17 protein-coding genes are annotated in these 17,150 nt (G+C 68.2%); 11 read left to right on the top strand and 6 right to left on the bottom strand.

The features are described 5' to 3' along the window. Positions 1–38 precede the first annotated feature (38 nt). Positions 39–1,499, top strand: a complete 1,461-nt coding sequence (locus tag EV137_RS17000; RefSeq protein ID WP_134129954.1) for a M81 family metallopeptidase — start codon at positions 39–41, stop codon at positions 1,497–1,499. A 73-nt stretch (positions 1,500–1,572) separates the two neighbouring features. Here EV137_RS17000 and EV137_RS16995 read toward each other — a convergent pair whose 3' ends face one another. Next, on the bottom strand, positions 1,573–2,160 hold the full coding sequence (locus EV137_RS16995) for a TetR/AcrR family transcriptional regulator (RefSeq protein WP_238175379.1): 588 nt from the start codon (positions 2,158–2,160) through the stop codon (positions 1,573–1,575). Between the two features lie 57 nt (positions 2,161–2,217). Here EV137_RS16995 and EV137_RS16990 point away from each other — a divergent pair, with 57 nt between their 5' ends. From EV137_RS16990 to EV137_RS41055, 6 genes are read left to right on the top strand one after another with little or no spacing between them, the layout of a single operon-like run. Next, positions 2,218–3,459 (top strand): acyl-CoA dehydrogenase family protein, encoded by a 1,242-nt coding sequence (locus tag EV137_RS16990; protein ID WP_134129953.1) that lies wholly within the window; start codon positions 2,218–2,220, stop codon positions 3,457–3,459. Beyond that, entirely contained in the window at positions 3,456–4,274 is an 819-nt protein-coding gene (locus tag EV137_RS16985) for an SDR family NAD(P)-dependent oxidoreductase (protein ID WP_134129952.1), read from the top strand. The genes EV137_RS16990 and EV137_RS16985 overlap by 4 nt, the downstream gene beginning before the upstream one ends. A 5-nt stretch (positions 4,275–4,279) precedes the next feature. Then, entirely contained in the window at positions 4,280–5,329 is a 1,050-nt protein-coding gene (locus EV137_RS16980; RefSeq protein ID WP_166679912.1) for a phosphotransferase family protein, read from the top strand. After that, a complete protein-coding gene (locus EV137_RS16975; RefSeq protein WP_133996442.1) occupies positions 5,330–5,983 on the top strand; it encodes a histidine phosphatase family protein in 654 nt (217 codons plus the stop codon). Positions 5,984–5,991: 8 nt separating this feature from the next. Further along, the gene (locus EV137_RS41060) at positions 5,992–6,735 is read left to right on the top strand and encodes an SDR family oxidoreductase (RefSeq protein ID WP_134129950.1); all 744 of its coding nucleotides are present in this window, start codon (positions 5,992–5,994) and stop codon (positions 6,733–6,735) included. Beyond that, positions 6,736–7,686, top strand: a complete 951-nt coding sequence (locus EV137_RS41055) for an LLM class F420-dependent oxidoreductase (RefSeq protein ID WP_134129949.1) — start codon at positions 6,736–6,738, stop codon at positions 7,684–7,686. On the opposite strand, the gene EV137_RS16960 is transcribed toward EV137_RS41055, so the two are convergent. Genes EV137_RS16960 through EV137_RS16945 form a run of 4 tightly spaced genes read right to left on the bottom strand, consistent with a single transcriptional unit; the run spans position 7,683 to position 11,425 of the window. Continuing rightward, entirely contained in the window at positions 7,683–8,105 is a 423-nt protein-coding gene (locus tag EV137_RS16960; protein WP_134129948.1) for an MmcQ/YjbR family DNA-binding protein, read from the bottom strand. The two genes, EV137_RS41055 and EV137_RS16960, sit on opposite strands and share 4 nt — an antisense overlap. 20 nt (positions 8,106–8,125) lie before the next feature. After that, on the bottom strand, positions 8,126–8,854 hold the full coding sequence (locus EV137_RS41050) for a hypothetical protein (RefSeq protein WP_202871022.1): 729 nt from the start codon (positions 8,852–8,854) through the stop codon (positions 8,126–8,128). Then, positions 8,851–10,737, bottom strand: a complete 1,887-nt coding sequence (locus EV137_RS16950) for a sensor histidine kinase (RefSeq protein ID WP_134129947.1) — start codon at positions 10,735–10,737, stop codon at positions 8,851–8,853. Before EV137_RS16950 ends, EV137_RS41050 begins: the two co-directional genes overlap by 4 nt. Beyond that, positions 10,727–11,425: a response regulator transcription factor gene (locus EV137_RS16945; protein ID WP_133996424.1), complete on the bottom strand. Its 699-nt coding sequence runs from the start codon at positions 11,423–11,425 to the stop codon at positions 10,727–10,729. The genes EV137_RS16950 and EV137_RS16945 overlap by 11 nt, the downstream gene beginning before the upstream one ends. Positions 11,426–11,538: 113 nt before the next feature. On the opposite strand from EV137_RS16945, the gene EV137_RS16940 reads away from it, so the two are divergent. The 4 genes from EV137_RS16940 to EV137_RS16925 all read left to right on the top strand — a co-directional run bounded on the left by EV137_RS16940 (position 11,539) and on the right by EV137_RS16925 (position 15,828). Further along, positions 11,539–12,588: a hypothetical protein gene (locus tag EV137_RS16940; protein WP_134129946.1), complete on the top strand. Its 1,050-nt coding sequence runs from the start codon at positions 11,539–11,541 to the stop codon at positions 12,586–12,588. Then, a complete protein-coding gene (locus EV137_RS16935; RefSeq protein WP_134129945.1) occupies positions 12,585–13,880 on the top strand; it encodes a peptidoglycan-binding protein in 1,296 nt (431 codons plus the stop codon). The genes EV137_RS16940 and EV137_RS16935 overlap by 4 nt, the downstream gene beginning before the upstream one ends. Then, a complete protein-coding gene (locus EV137_RS16930; RefSeq protein ID WP_133996415.1) occupies positions 13,877–14,566 on the top strand; it encodes an ABC transporter ATP-binding protein in 690 nt (229 codons plus the stop codon). Before EV137_RS16935 ends, EV137_RS16930 begins: the two co-directional genes overlap by 4 nt. A 74-nt stretch (positions 14,567–14,640) precedes the next feature. Further along, positions 14,641–15,828 carry an ABC transporter permease gene (locus EV137_RS16925; RefSeq protein ID WP_238175378.1) on the top strand — a complete coding sequence of 396 codons (1,188 nt, stop codon included), beginning with the start codon at positions 14,641–14,643 and terminating at the stop codon, positions 15,826–15,828. Here EV137_RS16925 and EV137_RS16920 read toward each other — a convergent pair. Beyond that, positions 15,730–17,070 (bottom strand): MFS transporter, encoded by a 1,341-nt coding sequence (locus EV137_RS16920; RefSeq protein WP_238175516.1) that lies wholly within the window; start codon positions 17,068–17,070, stop codon positions 15,730–15,732. The two genes, EV137_RS16925 and EV137_RS16920, sit on opposite strands and share 99 nt — an antisense overlap. Between the last annotated feature and the right edge of the window lie 80 nt (positions 17,071–17,150).

Here is a 17,150-nt window from a genome sequence, read left to right as displayed (position 1 = left end):
CCGTGCGCAAAACGGCTCGGTTGTGGCAGGTTTTAGACATGAACCTTCGGATCGGCATTGCCGGGATCGCCATCGAGTCCAGCACGTTCTCGCCCCACCGGGCCGGCCTGGCCGATTTCGACGTACGGCGCGGTGACCACCTGCTGGAGCGGTACGACTTCCTCGGCAAGGACTGGGCGCAGGGCATCGAGTGGGTCCCGCTGCTGCACGCGCGGTCCCTCCCCGGCGGCGCGGTGCTGCCGGAGGTGTACGACGACCTATCCGCCGAGATCATCACGCGCCTCGAGGGCGCCGGGCCTTTGGACGGGTTGTTCTTCGACATCCACGGCGCGATGAGCGTCGTCGGGCGGCAGGACGCGGAGGCCGACCTGGCGACGCGGATCCGTTCCGTGCTCGGTCCCGACGTCCTCGTGTCGGCGTCGATGGACCTGCACGGGAACGTGTCCCGCGAGCTCGGTACGGCGGTCGATTTGATCACGTGCTACCGGATGGCGCCGCACGAGGACGCGATGGAGAGCCGCGAGCGGGCGCTGCGCAACCTGGTGGAGCGGCTGCGGTCCGGACTCGGGAAGCCCGGGAAGGCTTGGGTCCAGGTGCCGGTGCTGCTGCCGGGCGAGAAGACGTCGACGCGACTCGAGCCGGCCAAGTCGATCTATCGGCGCGTGGGCGAGATCGCGGACGAGCCCGGCGTACTGGATGCCGCTGTATGGGTCGGATACGCGTGGGCCGACGAGCCGCGGTGTCGTGCGGCCGTGGTTGTGACGGGCGACGATCATGCGCTGATCACGGAGCACGCCGCCGAGCTGGCCAAGGCCTACTGGGACGCCCGTGACGGCTTCGCCTTCGTCGCGCCGACCGGAACGCTGCACGAGTGCGTCACTGCCGGGCTCGCGAGTGATGCCCGTCCGTTCTTGATCAGCGACTCGGGTGACAACCCGACCGCCGGTGGCGCGGGTGACACGTCATGGACGCTCGGTCAGCTGCTCACGATCGAAGAACTGACCTCCGGCAAGGCCACCGCGATCCACGCCAGCATCGCCGACGCCGCGGCGGTCGACGCCTGTGTCGCGGCGGGTGTCGGGAATCCGGTCGAGGTCACCGCCGGCGGCAAGGTCGACTCGGGTCCCGCTGGTCCGGTCGCACTGTCCGGCACCGTGTTCTCGATCTCCGAGGATCCCGTCGGCGGCACCGTCGCGGTCGTGCAGGTCGGTGGGCTGCACTCGATCCTCACGACCCGCCGCAAGCCGTACCACCACCTCGCCGACTTCACCCTCCTCGGCCTCGACCCCGCGGCCACCGACCTGGTCATCGTCAAGATCGGCTACCTGGAACCAGAGCTCTACAACCTCGCCGCCGACTGGCTCCTCGCGCTCACCCCCGGGGGCGTAGACCAAGACCTCCTCCGCCTGGGCCACCACGCCGTACGCCGCCCCCTCTTCCCCTTCGACCCAGACATGACCGACCCAGAACTGACGGTAGAGCTACTCCCGCCGGCCTGATCGCGCCTCGGAATGGGCGGTTGGGGAGGGTTTTCTACCCGGATCGGGCAACAATCCTCCCCAACCCACCGCGTTACAGCTTGCGGAGGAGGTACAGGGCCTCGATCGAGTGGTCGACGAGTTCGTTGGCGGTGTACGGGCGGTCGGACTCGGGGAGGCCGGACCATTCGATCGCGAGGTCCTCGACGTACGACAGCCACGCGTGGATGCGGAGGTATTCGCGGGACGCGGGTTCGTCGGCGACCTCGGGGGTGCCGAGGTAGGTGAGGATGCGCTTCGTCAGGCCCGCGCGCGTCTCGTCGTACACCTCGACCGCGAAGTCGTCGCCGCCGGCGGCACCGCGGACGAACGAGATATAGGCCGTACGCCGACGAGCGATGAAGGCAACGAACTGGACCAGCATCTCGTGGAGCTGCTCCTCCGGCGCCAGCGTCTCGGCCGGTTTCGTGACCCGGAGCAGGCGTCGACCGGCCGCGGCGATGACGGCGAGGTAGTAGTCACGCTTGCTCGGGAAGTAGTGGAACAGCAGCCCGCGGGAGATCCCGGCCTCGGCGGCGATCGCGTCGACGGACAGCTCATGGATCGGTTGGTCGCGAAGCATCATCAGGCCGATCTTGACCAGTTGCTTCTTGCGGTCCTCCGCTGACAGCCGGTGATCCATGCCATTGAGCATTGCTTAGAAGCTGAGCTACGGTCAAGGCGAGAGGGAGGAGTCTTGATGGGGTTCGAACCTTCGGCCCGGGCTCAGGATCTGATCGCCCGCGTGGATACCTTCCTGCGCAGCGAGATCGAGCCGGTCGAGGCAGAACTGCACACCGCGATCCGCACCGCCGGTGACCCGTGGCAGCCGCAACCGATGATCAAGGACCTGCAGGCGAAAGCCCGTGACGCAGGCCTGTGGAACCTGTTCCTCCCACCGGCCGAGCCGGGGAACGAGCAGTACGGCGAAGGCCTCAGCAACCTCGACTACGCCCCGATCGCGGAGCTGACCGGCCGCTCGTTCATCGCGCCGTACATCTTCAACTGCAACGCGCCGGACACCGGGAACATGGAGGTCCTGCTCCGGTACGGCAACGACGACCAGAAGAAGCGCTGGCTCGAACCGCTGCTGGACGGGACGATCCGCTCCGCGTTCTGCATGACCGAGCCGGACGTCGCGTCCTCCGACGCCACCAACATGCAGGCGACTGCCGTCCTCGACGGCGACGAGGTCGTGATCAACGGCCGCAAGTGGTGGAGCACGGGCGTCGGCCACCCCGACTGCCAACTGCTGATCTTCATGGGCCTGACCGATCCCGACGCCCACCGGTATGCACGCCACACGATGGTCCTGGTCCCGCGGGACACCCCGGGTGTGAAGGTCGAGCGCCTGCTTCCCGCGATGAGCAGGTACGACGAGCCGCACGGCCACGGCGAGGTGTCGTTCACCGAAGTGCGCGTGCCGGCCGCGAACATCCTGATCGGACCGGGCAAGGCGTTCGAGATCGCCCAGGGCCGGCTCGGACCGGGCCGCGTGCACCACTGCATGCGGCTGATCGGCCTGGCCGAGAAGGCACTCGAGCTCGCCCTGCAGCGTGGCACCAGCCGGACCGCGTTCGGCAAGCCGCTCGTCAACCTCGGCGGCAACCGCGAGCGGATTGCGGACGCGCGGATCGCGATCAACCAGGCACGGTTGCTCGTGCTGCAGACGGCGTACCTGCTGGACACGCAGGGACTCGCCGGCGCGTTGAGCGAGGTCAGTCAGATCAAGGTCGCCGTACCGCGGATGGCGCAGGACGTCATCGACATGGCGATCCAGTTGCACGGCGGCGGTGGGCTGTCCGACGACTTCCCGCTCGCGGCGGCGTGGACGAGCGCCCGCGCGTTGCGGCTGGCCGACGGGCCCGACGAGGTGCATCGTGGGGTGATCGCGAGGATCGAACTCGCGTCGTACCTCTCGGCGGTTCAGGAGGCCAAGTGAGCCGGGTCCTCGTTACCGGCGCGGCCAGTGGGCTCGGTGCCGCGCTGGTCGCGCGATTCGTTGCTGACGGCCACCAGGTGCTCAGCACGGACATGGCCGAGGACTTCGACGGCGGTACGGCGTACCTCAAGCTCGATGTGCGCAGCCCGGACGACTGGGACGCCGCGGTCGCGTGGTGCGAGCAGAACTGGGGCGGCCTTGACATCCTGGTGAACAACGCCGGGATCGCGACCGGCGGGCGGATCGACGTCGAGACGCTCGACGAATGGGACCGGGTCGTCGACATCAACTTGATGGGCGTGGTCCGCGGCTGCCGCGCGTTCGTACCGCTGTTCAAACGGCAGGGCTCCGGTCAGATCGTCAACACCGCGTCCGCGGCCGGCCTCGTCCACCCGCCGATGATGAGCTCGTACAACACGGTGAAGGCCGGCGTCGTCGCGCTCTCCGAGACGCTCTCGCACGAGTTGCATCCGTACGGCGTGAACGTGTCGGTGGCCTGCCCGTCGTTCTTCCGGACCAACCTCGCGGACTCGATCCGCGGCGCGGACAGCGCGATGGGTGCGACCGCGCGCCAGCTGATCGAGAAGTCACCGCGGTCCGCGGACGACATCGCCGCCGCGGTCCTGGACGGAATCAAGAAGAAGCGGTTCCTGATCATCCCCGACCGGCCGGCCGCACTGGCGTGGCGCACCAAGCGTTTCGCGCGGCCGCTGTACGACCGGCAGATGCGCAAGATCGCCGCTCGCGCGCGTGAACGGGCGGAGCGTGCCAGCGGAGCGGCTGGGGTGGAGACCCGTCCGCCGGACGGGCGGTGACAGGGGTGGCGGACGGCGCTCGCGCTGTGCGCGACGAGGACACCTTCGACGTACCTGCGGTCGACGCGTGGTTGCGGCAGCACGCCTCGGTTCCGGACGGGTTGCCGGAGGTGAAGCAGTTCTCCGGCGGCGCGTCGAACCTGACGTACTTGTTGAGCTATCCCGGCCACGATCTGATCCTGCGCCGTCCACCGGCGGGGACGAAGGCGAGGAGCGCGCACGACATGGGCCGCGAGTACCGCATCCAGGCCGGTCTGAAGCCGGTGTTCCGGTACGTGCCGGAGATGGTTGCCCACTGCAAGGACGAGACGATTGTCGGCTCCGAGTTCTACGTGATGGAGCGGGTGGTCGGGACGATCCCCGGGCATCACGCGCTGGGCGTCGACCTCACTCCGGAGCAGACCCGGCAGTTGGGTTTCACCTTGATCGACACGCTCGCCGAACTGCACGCGGTCGACCCCGCGGCGGCCGGGCTGTCCGACCTCGGCCGGGGTGCGGGGTACGTCGAACGCCAGGTCACCGGCTGGTCCGAGCGTTATCGCAAGGCGAAGACGTGGAACGTACCGAGCTACGAGCGCGTGATGGAGTGGCTCGCCGCTCATCAGCCGGCCGACGTCCGCACCTGCGTTATCCACAACGACTTCCGGCTCGACAACGTCGTGTTGGCGCCGGACGATCCGCTCCGCGTGGTCGGCGTACTCGATTGGGAGCTAGCAACGCTAGGGGATCCGTTGATGGATCTCGGGAGTGCGCTCGCGTACTGGGTGCAGGCCGACGACGACTGGGCGTTCCGCCGGTTCCGGCTACAGCCGTCGGACGCACCGGGCATGCTCACGCGGGACGAGATCGTGGAGTACTACGTGAAGCGGTCCGGGCTCGAGGCGGACAACTGGGCGTTCTACGAGGTGTTCGGGCTGTTCCGGCTGGCGGTGATCGCGCAGCAGATCTACTACCGCTATCACCACAAGCAGACCCGCAACCCGCGGTTCAAGAACTTCTGGCTGCCGGTGAATCTCCTCGAGCGGCGCTGCCGCAAGATCATCCGGCAGGCGTGAGTGGCGGTCATCTACCTGATTCGGCACGCGCAGGCATCGTTCGGTGCACGCAACTACGACAAGCTGTCAGAGTTGGGCGAGCAGCAGGCGAAGCGGCTCGGGCAGACACTGGCGGAGGTCCAGCCGCAGCTCGTGATGTCCGGCTCGATGCACCGGCACCAGCAGACCGCGTCGCTGGCGGGATTCACCGCGGAGGTGGATCCGGGCTTCGACGAGTTCGACCACCAGGAGGTGCTCGTCGCGCACAAACCGGCGTACAGGCGGCACACGGTGATGGTGGCCGACCTCGCGCGCACCGGAAATCCGAAGCGTGCCTTCCAGGACGTGTTCACCGCGGCGACCCAGCGGTGGATCGACGGTGGCGACGGGTACACCGAGACGTTCCAGGCGTTCTGCGACAGGTCCGAGGCGGCGGTACGACGGACCGCCGAGCGACTCGGGAAGAGTGAGGCGGCGCTCGTCTTCACATCCGGCGGGCCGATCGCGGCCGTGGTGAGCCGGCTGCTGTCGGGTGGCGACGGGCTGTGGGCGAAGCTGAACCCGGTGACGATCAACACCGCGATCACCAAGGTCGTGTCCGGCCGCAGCGGGCTGACTGTGGTGAGCTACAACGAGCATGTCCACGTCGGTGCCGACCTGCTCACGTACAGATAGGACTCCCGATGCGACGGAACATCCTGATCACCGGCGCCAGCTCCGGGCTCGGTGCGGAGATGGCCAGGCAGTTCGCGGCGAAGGGGCATGACCTCGCGCTGACTGCCCGGCGTACCGAGCGGCTGGAGGCGCTGCGCGCCGAACTGACCGCCAGTTATCCACAGATCAAGGTGGCTATCCACAGCCTTGACGTGACCGACCACGACCAGGTGTTCAAGGTGTTCCGGGAGGTCGACGCCGAACTGCCGCTGGACCGGATCGTCGTGAACGCCGGACTCGGCAAGGGCGCACCGCTCGGCACCGGCCGGTTCGACGCCAACCGCGACACCGCACTGACCAACTTCGTCGGCGCGCTCGCCCAGGCCGAGGCGGCGATGGAGTTGTTCCGGGCGCGGAACGCCGGCCACCTCGTGCTGATCGCGTCGATCTCCGCACTGCGCGGATTCCCGAAAACGGTCACGACGTACGCCGCGACGAAGGCCGGGCTCGCCTCGCTCGGAGAAGGGCTGCGGCTCGAGCTCCTCGGCAAGCCGATCAAGGTCAGCACGATCTACCCCGGCTACATCCGGTCCGAGATGAACGAGCGGGTGGCGCACGCGCCGTTCATCGTCGACACCGAGCCGGGGGTGCGCGCGATGGTCGCCGCGATCGAGGCGGAGAAGGCGAAGGCGTACGTGCCGGCGCGGCCGTGGTGGCCGCTCGCCCAGGTCATGCGGTTCGCGCCGCTGCCGTTGCTGAAGAGGATGATCTGAATGCGCTGGGGTCTGACCGTTCCGCTGACCGGCGTACCGCTGCGTGATCACCGTGCGCTGATCTCGGAGCTGCACGAGTTGGGGTACACGGATCTGTGGTCGGCGGAGGTCGCCGGCGCGGATGCGTTCACGCCGCTGGTGCTTGCGTCCGAGTGGGACTCTGCGTTGCGGTTGGGGACGGCGGTCGTACCGGTGCACACGCGCGGTCCGGCTGCGCTGGCGATGAGCGCGGCGGCGTTGGCGGATCTCGCGCCGGGGCGGTTCGTGCTCGGGATCGGGGCCTCGTCGGAGACGATCGTGACCGGGTGGAACGGGATCGCGTACGACCCGCCGCTGGCGCGGACCCGCGACGTACTGCGGTTCCTGCGGCAGGCGTTCGCGGGGGAGAAGGTCGACGGGGAGTTCGACAGCTTCACGATCCGGCGGTTCCGGCTGGAGAAGGCACCCGACGTACCGCCCGCGATCATGCTCGCCGCGCTCCGTCCGCAGATGCTGCGACTGGCCGCGCGCGAGGCCGACGGTGCGATCACGAACTGGTTGTCGGCCGACGACGTACGCCGGGTCCGCGAGGAACTCGGTCCGGACAAGGAACTCGCCGCCCGCATCTTCGTCTGCGTCACCGAGGACGCCGAGATGGCCCGCAACATCGGTCGCTTCCTGATCGCGACGTACCTGACCGTGCCCGGGTACGCCGCCTTCCACGACTGGCTCGGCCGCGGCGACATCATGAAGCCGATGCGCGACGCCTGGGCGAACGGCGACCGCAACGCCGCCATGGCCACCATCCCCGAAGACCTCATCGACGCCCTGATAGTGCACGGCACCGCCACCGAATGCCGCGCCCACATCAACCGCTACGTAGAGAACGGCCTCGACACCCCCATCATCGCCACCCTCCCCACCGGCACCAACCTACTGGAAACCGCCCGCTCCCTCGCGCCACAGAGCTAGCTCAATCGGTGTTCTCGTAGCCACGTCGTTGCGCGGCGGTTGGAGACTCTGGAGAGCCACGCGTCCTGGATGATCTCGGTGAGTTCCTGCTTGGTGAGTTCGCCCAGTCGGCTGGCTCGGACGAGGACCGACGGGTGGCCGTCGAAGTGCGGAGTGGAGAAGAACGGGTTCGAGTCGTCCGACAGCAGTGCGAGCTTCTCGTTCTCGGACTCGACCCAGATCATGATCACGTCGTCGTACTTGTCCCCACTCACCGGATCCACCGCGTCGGGTCGCGGCGTACGGAAGAACACGAAGGACTTCCCACCCACCTGGTACACAGGTCGATCCGTCCCGTCGTCACGCTCCCACTTGGTGACGTGCGGCATCGCCGACGCGATCTCGTGGACGTCGGCCACGCGGGCCTTTCGCGGTGCCATCCGAATCAGTCCAGGGCCGATCAGCGCGCGAGCGACGTCAGGCGCACGCAGAGCGGTTCGGACGGCACGTCCATGATGTCAACGGTACCGGCCAGCGGCGCGCCGCCCTTCGTGGTGCCCGAGAACGGTACCGAGATCCGCGGGTAGTAGCTGCTCACCGAGGCTGCGGGTCCGCTGACCGACAGCTTCGTCGGTGGGTCGACCATGACGATTAGTTGGCCGGCCAGCAGGTTCCTGCTGTCCGCGCAACCGAGTGCCACCGCGTGCGTCTGGTCGTTCGCATTGAGGAACGCGAGGAATCTGGTGGCGAGCGTGCTGGCCTCGGTGAGGCGCGGTCCGGGCGTGGACGGTGCGGACGAGGTTGCTGGCGACGGTTCGGAGGTGGGCTGCGGCGAGCCTGCTGGTTGGCTCAAGGCAGGGGACGGCGCAGTCGGGCCACCCTGGTCGTCGTCGCTGCCGATGAGCCCCGGGACGATCAGGGCGACGGCGCCGAGCAGCACGAAGACGCCGACGACCGCGATCACGACGTACAGCAGCGTCCGCGGCCGCCGCGGCCCGCCAGGCCCGTAACCGCCCGGCCCGTAGCCCGGTCCACCCGGTCCGTAGCCCGGCCCATAGCCCGGTCCACCCGGTCCGTAGCTCGGTCCGGGGCCGGGGGCCGCTGGGCCCGGGGCGCCGTACGTGGGCTGGACGGGTTGTTGTTGCCAGCCGTTGTTTGGGGGGCCGTAGGGGTTCGGGGGCTGCGTCACGGCGACAGTTTGGCAGCTCCAGGGATCCAGATCGTGAAGGTCGAGCCGGAGCCGAGGCGGCTGGTGACCGTGATCCGGCCGCCGTGAGCCTCGGCGAGGTGTTTGGTGATCGCGAGGCCGAGGCCGCTGCCGCCGGTGGTGCGGCTGCGGGAGTGTTCGGCGCGGTAGAAGCGGTCGAAGACGTGCGGCAGGTGGTCCGCGGCGATGCCGGCGCCGTTGTCCGTGACGGTCAGGTTGTAGCCGCCGTCGACCTGTCGTACGCCGACGATCACCTGGCCGCCGGGTGGCGTGTAGCGGATAGCGTTCGAGACCAGGTTTCCGAGGGCCTGGCGAATGCGTGCGCTGTCGACCATGGCAAGACACGGGCCGGCGACCGAAGCGGTGAGAGAGACCCCGGCTGTCTCCGCGGCGGGCCCATGCGCAGAGACGACCTGCTGGACCACCTCAGAGAGGTCGCGTGATGCCGGGTGCAGCCGGAGCATGCCGGCGTCCGCGAGGGCGAGGTCCTGCAGGTCGGCGACCAAGTGCTCGAGCAACCCGGTCTCTTCGAGCAGCGACGTGACCAGCGACTGATCGAGCGGTACGACGCCGTCCTCGGACGCAACCAGATACCCCTTGATGTTCGCCAGCGGCGTCCGCAGCTCATGTGCCACGTCGCTGACCATCGCCTTGCGCTGGAAGTCGTGTCGCTGAATCGACTCGGCCATGTCGTTGAACGCATGTCCGAGCCGCGCCACCTCGTCCTTCCCGCTCACCGGCACCCGCGCCGCATGGTCTCCGTTCCGCATCCGCTGCGTCGCACCGGTCAACGCCACGATCGGCCGGATCAGTCGACGCCCGGCGAAGAACATCACCAATGCCGCGATCAGCAGCACACCGAGCGCGGTCGCGGCCGTCCGCAACAGTCCCTCACCGGAGAAGACGTTGAACGTGCTCTTCGCCCCGAGATACAGCTTCGCGGGCGGAGCGACGTACGGCGTCAAAGCCTGCACGCGGGCCTGGTTGCTGCAGTCGATGAACTTGTCGGTGAAGTCACCCTTGGCCAGGGGCTCGACCGACTTCAGTCCCCCGAAATCGTTGATCTGGTACTTGATGCCGGCCGTATCGAGGCAGGCGATCGCGCGCCGGATCTCGTCGTCGTTGACGATCTTGGCCTTGGCGCTCGGGGCGTACAGGCCGGGCGGGATACAGGTGTCGTTCTTCGACGCGACCCCGGGCTTTTCCATCACGCGCGCGCCGGCGACCGACTGCGTCGACTCGATCATCACCTGCGGGACCGCCCCGCTGATCTGCGCGACGGTCGCGGGCCTGCCCTTCGCGGTGTAGCAGTCGGCTGCCTGCTGGGCGAGCTTCGCCTTGTTCCGCTGCTCCTCCTCGGTCAACCCCCACTCGAGGGCGCCCACGAACGGCGGGATCGTGGTCGCGGTCGTGACGAACCCGTTCGCCGCCCCGGCCGCAACCGTCTTGCGGGCGGTGTACACGTTCAACGCGCTCGAGATCCCGGCCAGCTTGGCACCACTGGACTTCCGGACGTCGATGGTTGCCGCCGGCACCGACGGGAGTTCCGGCGCGGCGCCGAGCATCCGCGCCGAGTCCGCGATCACCGAGCCGTCGTCGGCGGTGACCGCGACCCGGCGCCCGAGTTTGTCGGCCAGCTCGTGCACCAGTTTGTCCACACCGGACCAGGTCGGATGATCCGCGGCGTACTTCGACAACTCGCCGTAGATCTCACCGTCGACCTGCAGCTGTCCCGTGTTCGCGTCGATCTCGCCCTGCAGCTTCTCCGTCGTGCTGTACGTCGCGATCACCGCGGTGGCGATCACGGCCCCGAGCGCGACGGCGAGCGACAGCCCGAGGAACCTGACCAGCACGCTACGACGCATGACTCACCGCCTTGTCCGCGAGTTTGTACCCCACGCCGTACACGGTCTTCAGGTACGCCGGTGCGCCCGATGACGGCTCGATCTTCTTCCGCAAATTCATCACGTGTACGTCGACAGTCCGGTCGAACACGTAGTGGTCGAAGCCGAACGCGTGCTCGAGCAACTGCTGCCGCGAGAACGCCCGCCCCGGCGACGCCGCCAGACAGGCGAGGATCTTGAACTCGGCAGGTGTCAGCTCGATCAGCTTCCCGCTCAACCGGACCTCGTGCCGGGCCGGGTCGATCTCGAGCTCCCCGACGCGGTACACCTCGCCTTCTGCTCTACTCCGGGTCCGGCGCAGTACCGATCGGACCCGCGCGACCAGTTCGCGCGGGTTGTACGGCTTGGTCAGGTAGTCGTCCGCGCCCAGGTCGAGCCCGAGCAGCAGGTCGTCCTCGGTCGAGCGGGCGGTGAGCATGATGATGGGGATGTCGCCATCTGCGCGCAGCACCCGGCAGACGTCGAGACCGTCGACCTTCGGCATCATCACGTCGAGCACCAGCAGGTCAGGACTGCGCCGGCGGGCCTCGTCGATCGCTTCCCGGCCGTCGTGCACGACGACGGTCAGGTGCCCTTCCCGTTCGAGGTACCGCCGGATCAACTCCGCCTGCTTGAGGTCGTCTTCGGCGACCAGGATCCGCGCTGGCATAGTCCTCAATGTCCCCGAAGTTGATGAGAATCCGATGAAGATCGGCTGAGAGCATCAGGTGCAAACGGGACCTTCACAGGTTCTTCACGGCCGCGACGGCACGCTCCACTGCCATGAAGACCTCACGAACAGCGCTCGCGATGATGGCGGTACTGGCACTCGCCGGCTGCGGGAACGACAAGGCGCCGGTCGCGTCCGATCAGCAGAGCGACAAGAGTCCGCTCGCGGAGTACATGGGAGACGGCTTCGTCAGTTCGTCCGGCGGCGGGTTCAAGATGGCGGTCCGGGCCGGCGGCGCGCGGCAACCGTCCGAGGAGGATCTGGCGAAGCAGCGCAAGGTCGAGGACGCCACCGCCGCCTGTATGAAGACGGCCGGATTCGAGTACGTCGCCGTACCGCCGGAGCAGAACGCGAAGAGCAAGTTCAGCGAAGCGTTCAACCTGCCGCCGGACAAGTTCGCCGAGCAGTACGGGTACGGGATCAGCACGATCGACTGGTCCAAGGCCGGCGGGGACGACGACTCGAACCCGAACACCAAGATCCGCAGTGCGCTGTCGACGGCCGCACAGAAGGCGTACGACAAGGCGCTGAACGGACCGAACGCGACCGGCAACGGGGCGATCGTCATCGAGGGCGGCAAGGACGGCCCGAGCTCGAGCGGTCAGCAGGAGCTCGGCTGTCGCGGCAAGGCGATCAAGGAGGTGTACGGCCAGGACCGTGGCATGGACTTCAAGAAGTTCGAGAGCCTGTTCAAGGACATCCAGGCGCTGCAGAAGCGGATCGACACCGACCAGCGGGTGGTGGACGCCACCAGCGCGTGGGCCGACTGCATGGCGGACGCCGGGCACTCCGGGTTCACGAAGGTCGACGACCCGCGTGAGCAGATCCAGCAGAAACTGGACACGCTGACCGGGAACAAGCCGCCCGCGAAGAGCGGTCCGTCCAAGACGATCACCGGCCCGCCGTCGTTCGACAAGGTCGACTCGGCGAAGCTGTCCGAGCTGCGCAAGTCGGAGATCGCGCTCGCGGTGGCGGACCAGAAGTGCAAGGCCAGTGGGTACGACGACGCGTACAAGAAGGTGCAGTACGCCGCCGAGAAGGAGTTCGTCGAGCAGCACAAGGCCGAGCTCGAGGCGTACCGCGACGAGACGGCGAACCGGTGACCGCTTCGCCCAAGTCCCGCCGCCGGGTGCTGGTCGGGGTGTCCGCGGTCGCGACCGTCTCGCTCGGAGTCGGGGTCGGGGTCGGCAGCCGGATCAGCTCGCCGGAGGACGCCGCCGCGAAGACCGCGGCACCGAAGGCGTCCCAGATCACCGTGCCGGTGGCGAAGAAGGCGCTGTCCAGCAAGGTGGTCGGCCGGGGTGACGCGTCGTTCGACGGCGCGGTGAACATCCGGGTCGAGACCAGCGGGCTGACGACACCGCCGATCGTCACGGGGAAGGTGCCCGCGGTCGGGTCGACGATCACCGAGGGCAAGGCCCTGCTCGAGATCACCGGGCGGCCGGTGATCGGACTGGCCGGCGTACTCCCGATGTACCGGACGCTCTCGCCGGGGTCCAAGGGTCCGGACGTGCTGCAGCTGGAGCAGACGCTCGACCGGCTTGGATACGACCCGGGGACGGTCGACGACGAGTACACGCTGGACACGTCGGCCGCGGTGGAGGAGTTGTACGAGAACGCCGGATACGAAGCTCCGGAGCCGGACGAGAAGTTCACGCAGGCCGTCGACCAGTCGAAGCAGCAGGTCGACGCGGCGAAGAAGCAGCTCCGCCAGGCCCAGTCGCAGCTCAAGGCCGCCAAGGATGCGAAGGCGAAGGACACGTCGGTGCAGCAAGGCGCTGTCGACGACGCGGAGGAGAACCTCGCGGACGCGCAGGAAGCGCAGAACGAGGCCGAGTTCAAGGCCGGTACGCCGTTGCCCGTGTCCGAAGTCGTCTACGTGAAGACGCTGCCGCGCCGTGTCGACGACGTGAAGGTCGAGCGTGGCGGGACGGTGAGTGGTGTAGTGATGTCGGCCAGCGGTGCCTCGTTGGTTGTCACGGTCAAGGTCGACGCAGAGACCGCTCAGCGGCTGAAGGCAGGCATGGCGGCGACGCTCGATCTCGGTGACAGCGTGTCCGTCGCCGGGAAGGTCCGTCGAGTCACGAAGAACGGGAACCAGTACGACGTGGTGGTCGCGCCGAACACGCTGACGGCGAGTCAGCTGGCGCTGCTGCGGGACGCGAACGTGCGGGTGACGATCCCGATCAAGAGCACCAGCGGCAAGGTGCTCGCCGTACCGGTGGCTGCCCTGTCGTCCGGATCCGATGGTGCGTCGCGGGTCGAGGTACTGCGGAACGGGAAGGTGGAGCTGATCCCGGTCACGGTCGGGCTCACCGCGGACGGGTTCGCGCAGGTCACGCCGAAGGGCGACGCCAAGTTGTCCGAAGGCGACCAGGTGGTGGTCGGGCGATGAGTACCGCTGTCGCGTTGCCGGCGCCGGTCGTCGAGATGATCGGCGTACGACGGTTCTTCCCGGGGCCGCCCGAAGTACAGGCGATCAACGGGATCGACCTGACCATCGGGCAGGGGGAGTACCTGTCGATCGTCGGGCCGTCCGGGTCCGGGAAGTCGACGTTGCTGCACCTGCTCGGGTTGTTGGACAACCCAACGGACGGTGTCTACCGGCTCGACGGCGTGGACACGATGAGCCTGCGCGAGCGACGGCGCGCCGTACTGCGGGGGGAGCGGATCGGGTTCGTGTTCCAGTCGTTCCATCTGCTCGACCATCGCACCGTCCTGGAGAACGTGGCGCTCTCGATGGTGTACGTCGGAGTGCCGCGACGGCAACGGATGGCGCGGGCGCGGGTGGCGCTGGAACGGGTCGGGCTGTCGCACCGGATGGAGTTCGCCCCGACCACGCTCTCCGGTGGTGAGCGCCAGCGCGTCGCGATCGCGCGGGCGCTCGTCGCGGAACCCAGTCTGCTGCTCGCGGACGAACCGACCGGAAACCTGGACAGTGCGAACGCGGAGGCGATCTTGCAGGTGTTCGACGAATTGCACTCCGAGGGTATGACGCTGGCCGTCATCACCCACGACGACCACGTGAGCCGCCGGGCGCAACGCCAGGTCCGCATCGTCGACGGAACCCTCAAGTGGTAACCCAAGCAGGCCCCCCGGACCCGACCGGCGGGCCGTCCACGTCCCGGCGACGCCGGCTCAGATCTCGTCCCGCAGTGCGGGACCTGCTCGACGAAGCGCTGGCGGGTGTTGCCGCCCGGCCGACTCGGCTGATTCTCACCACCCTCGGCACCGTGCTCGGCGTCGCTGCGCTGGTGGGAACGGTCGGGCTCGGGCAGACGGCGGCCGGGCAGATCACGCAGCGGTTCGACCTGGCCGCAGCGACGAGAGTCGTAGTGCAGCCGGACGACAAGGGTGGGCAGGAAGGAGAGGCGGCGACACAACTGCCGTGGGACGCGCCGGACCGGATCAAGCGGCTGAACGGTGTCGAAGCAGTCGGGACCGTCAGCAGCCTGCAGATCGGTGACGACCTGGTCGAGAACGTCACCGGCCTGAACGGCGGTACGGGCAAGGCGCTCCAGGTGATGGCCGGATCCTCCGGCCTCTGGGACGCCGTACGCGGGGTGCTCAAGACCGGCCGGTTCTTCGACGACGGTCACGACCAGCGTGCCGACAAGGTGGTTGTCCTGGGCAAACACGCGGCGGAGCGGCTCGGCATCAACCGGGTCGACTCGCAGCCGGCAGTGTTCATCGGCGACGAGCCGTACACGGTGATCGGCATCCTCGACTCGGTCACCGGCCGCGCCGACCTCAACGACGCGGTGATCATGCCGAACGGTACGGCGAAGGAGGCCTACAACCTCGAGTCCCCGGACGCGGTCGAGATCCGTACGGCGGTCGGCGCCGCGCAACTGATCGCGGAGCAGGCTCCGATCGCGATCGAGCCGAACAACCCGAGCACCTTGACCGTGGACGCTCCGCCGAAGCAGGGCGCCGTACGCAAGGGTGTGGAGTCCGACCTGAACGCGTTGTTCCTGCTGCTCGGTGCGGTCGCGCTCCTGGTCGGTGGACTCGGCATCGCCAACGTGACTCTGCTGTCCGTCCTGGAACGCATCTCGGAGATCGGTCTGCGCAGGGCACTCGGCGCGGCCCGAAGACACATCGCGGTCCAGTTCCTGGTGGAGAGCGTGATCGTCGGCTTCCTCGGCGGTCTGCTCGGTACGGCGGTCGGCGTCATCCTGACCGTCGGGGTGTCCTGGGTCCGCGACTGGACGCCGATCCTGGACAACCGGCTGGCGTTCGGTTCACCCCTGCTGGGTGCGTTCATCGGTCTGGTCGCCGGCACCTATCCCGCCTGGAAGGCCTCCGCCATCCAGCCGATCACCGCGCTGCGCGGCACGTGAACTGAGGCGCCCGTACACCAGGGAGCTCACCGCGAAGCCGACCACGATCAGCGCGAGCACCGGGTAGGACTTCCCGCTGTCGGGCAGGATCGCCGCGCCGAGTGCGGCCGCGGAGACCTGCCCGACGTTGAAGATCATGTCGTACAGCGAGAACACCCGCCCGCGGTACACGTCGTCGACACCCGTCTGGACGAGGGTGTCGACGCTGATCTTGATGCCCTGCGCGCAGAACCCGGTCAGGAACCCGCCGATCACCATCGCCGGCTTCGTGTAGAGCCCGATCGGTACGGCGCTCACCACCGCGGCGGCCGCGAACAGCACCGTGATCCACTGCCGCAGCGCCATCACCCGAGTGCCCCACGGCGTGACCAGTGCGGCGACGAACAGGCCGGCACCGACCGCACCCGTCGCGATCGCGAGCGCACCGAAGGCCTGATCGAGCTGGCCGGGCCCGTAGAAGTAGTTGCGGTACAGCAGGATCATCGCGACCGTCATCAACCCGAAGAAGAACCGCAGCGATCCGATCGCGGCGAGGCCGAGTGCGGGCTGCGGGCGCTCGCGGAGGTGCCGCCCGCCGTCGACGAGGCCGGTCGCGATCGTGCGGAGTGCTTCGGCGATGCCGGGCTCGTCGCCGTTCAGGTCCGGGCCGAGCTGGTCGCGCCGGAGCCGGAGAGCGAGGAAGGCGGCGGCCGTGTAGATGACGACCGTCAGCCCGAGGACGATCAGGTCGGAGTCGACTAGCAGCTTCACTCCGGCGCCGATCCCGCCGCCGATCAGGAAGGACGCCGTACCACTCGTTGGAGTGACCGCGTTGGCCATCACCAGTTCGTCGCGTTCGACCACGTGCGGGAGGCCGGCGGAGAGGCCGGAGAGCAGGAAGCGGTTGACGCCGAGGGTGAGCAGTACGGCGAGGTAGAACAGCACGCCCGCGTTCCCGGCCGCGACGATCGCGCCGACGCCGATGACGAGCGCGGCCCGGGTCAGGTTCGCGGCGAACAGGATCTGGCGGCGCGACCAGCGGTCCAGCAGTACGCCGGTGAACGGTCCGAGGATCGAGTACGGCAGCAGCGAGACCGCGAACAGACCCGCGATCGCAGCCGCATCCGGCGCCCGTTCCGGCGAGAACAGCACGTACGACGCCAACGCGACCTGGAAGACCCCGTCCCCACACTGAGACGTCAGCCGAACCGCAAACAACCGCCGGAAATCACGCCGCCGCAACAGCCTCCGCAAGTCCCGCATGAACCGCACGACTGCACTGTAATGCAGGCAACCGCGCCAACGGCGCGCTGGGAACCACGATACGCCCCGGGTCTCGGACC

Origin of the sequence: Kribbella pratensis (assembly GCF_004366075.1) — a bacterium.
GTDB classification, from domain to species: Bacteria; Actinomycetota; Actinomycetes; order Propionibacteriales; family Kribbellaceae; genus Kribbella; species Kribbella pratensis.
Note: the sequence above shows the minus strand (reverse complement) of the source record. Positions and strands in the feature narration are given on the sequence as shown.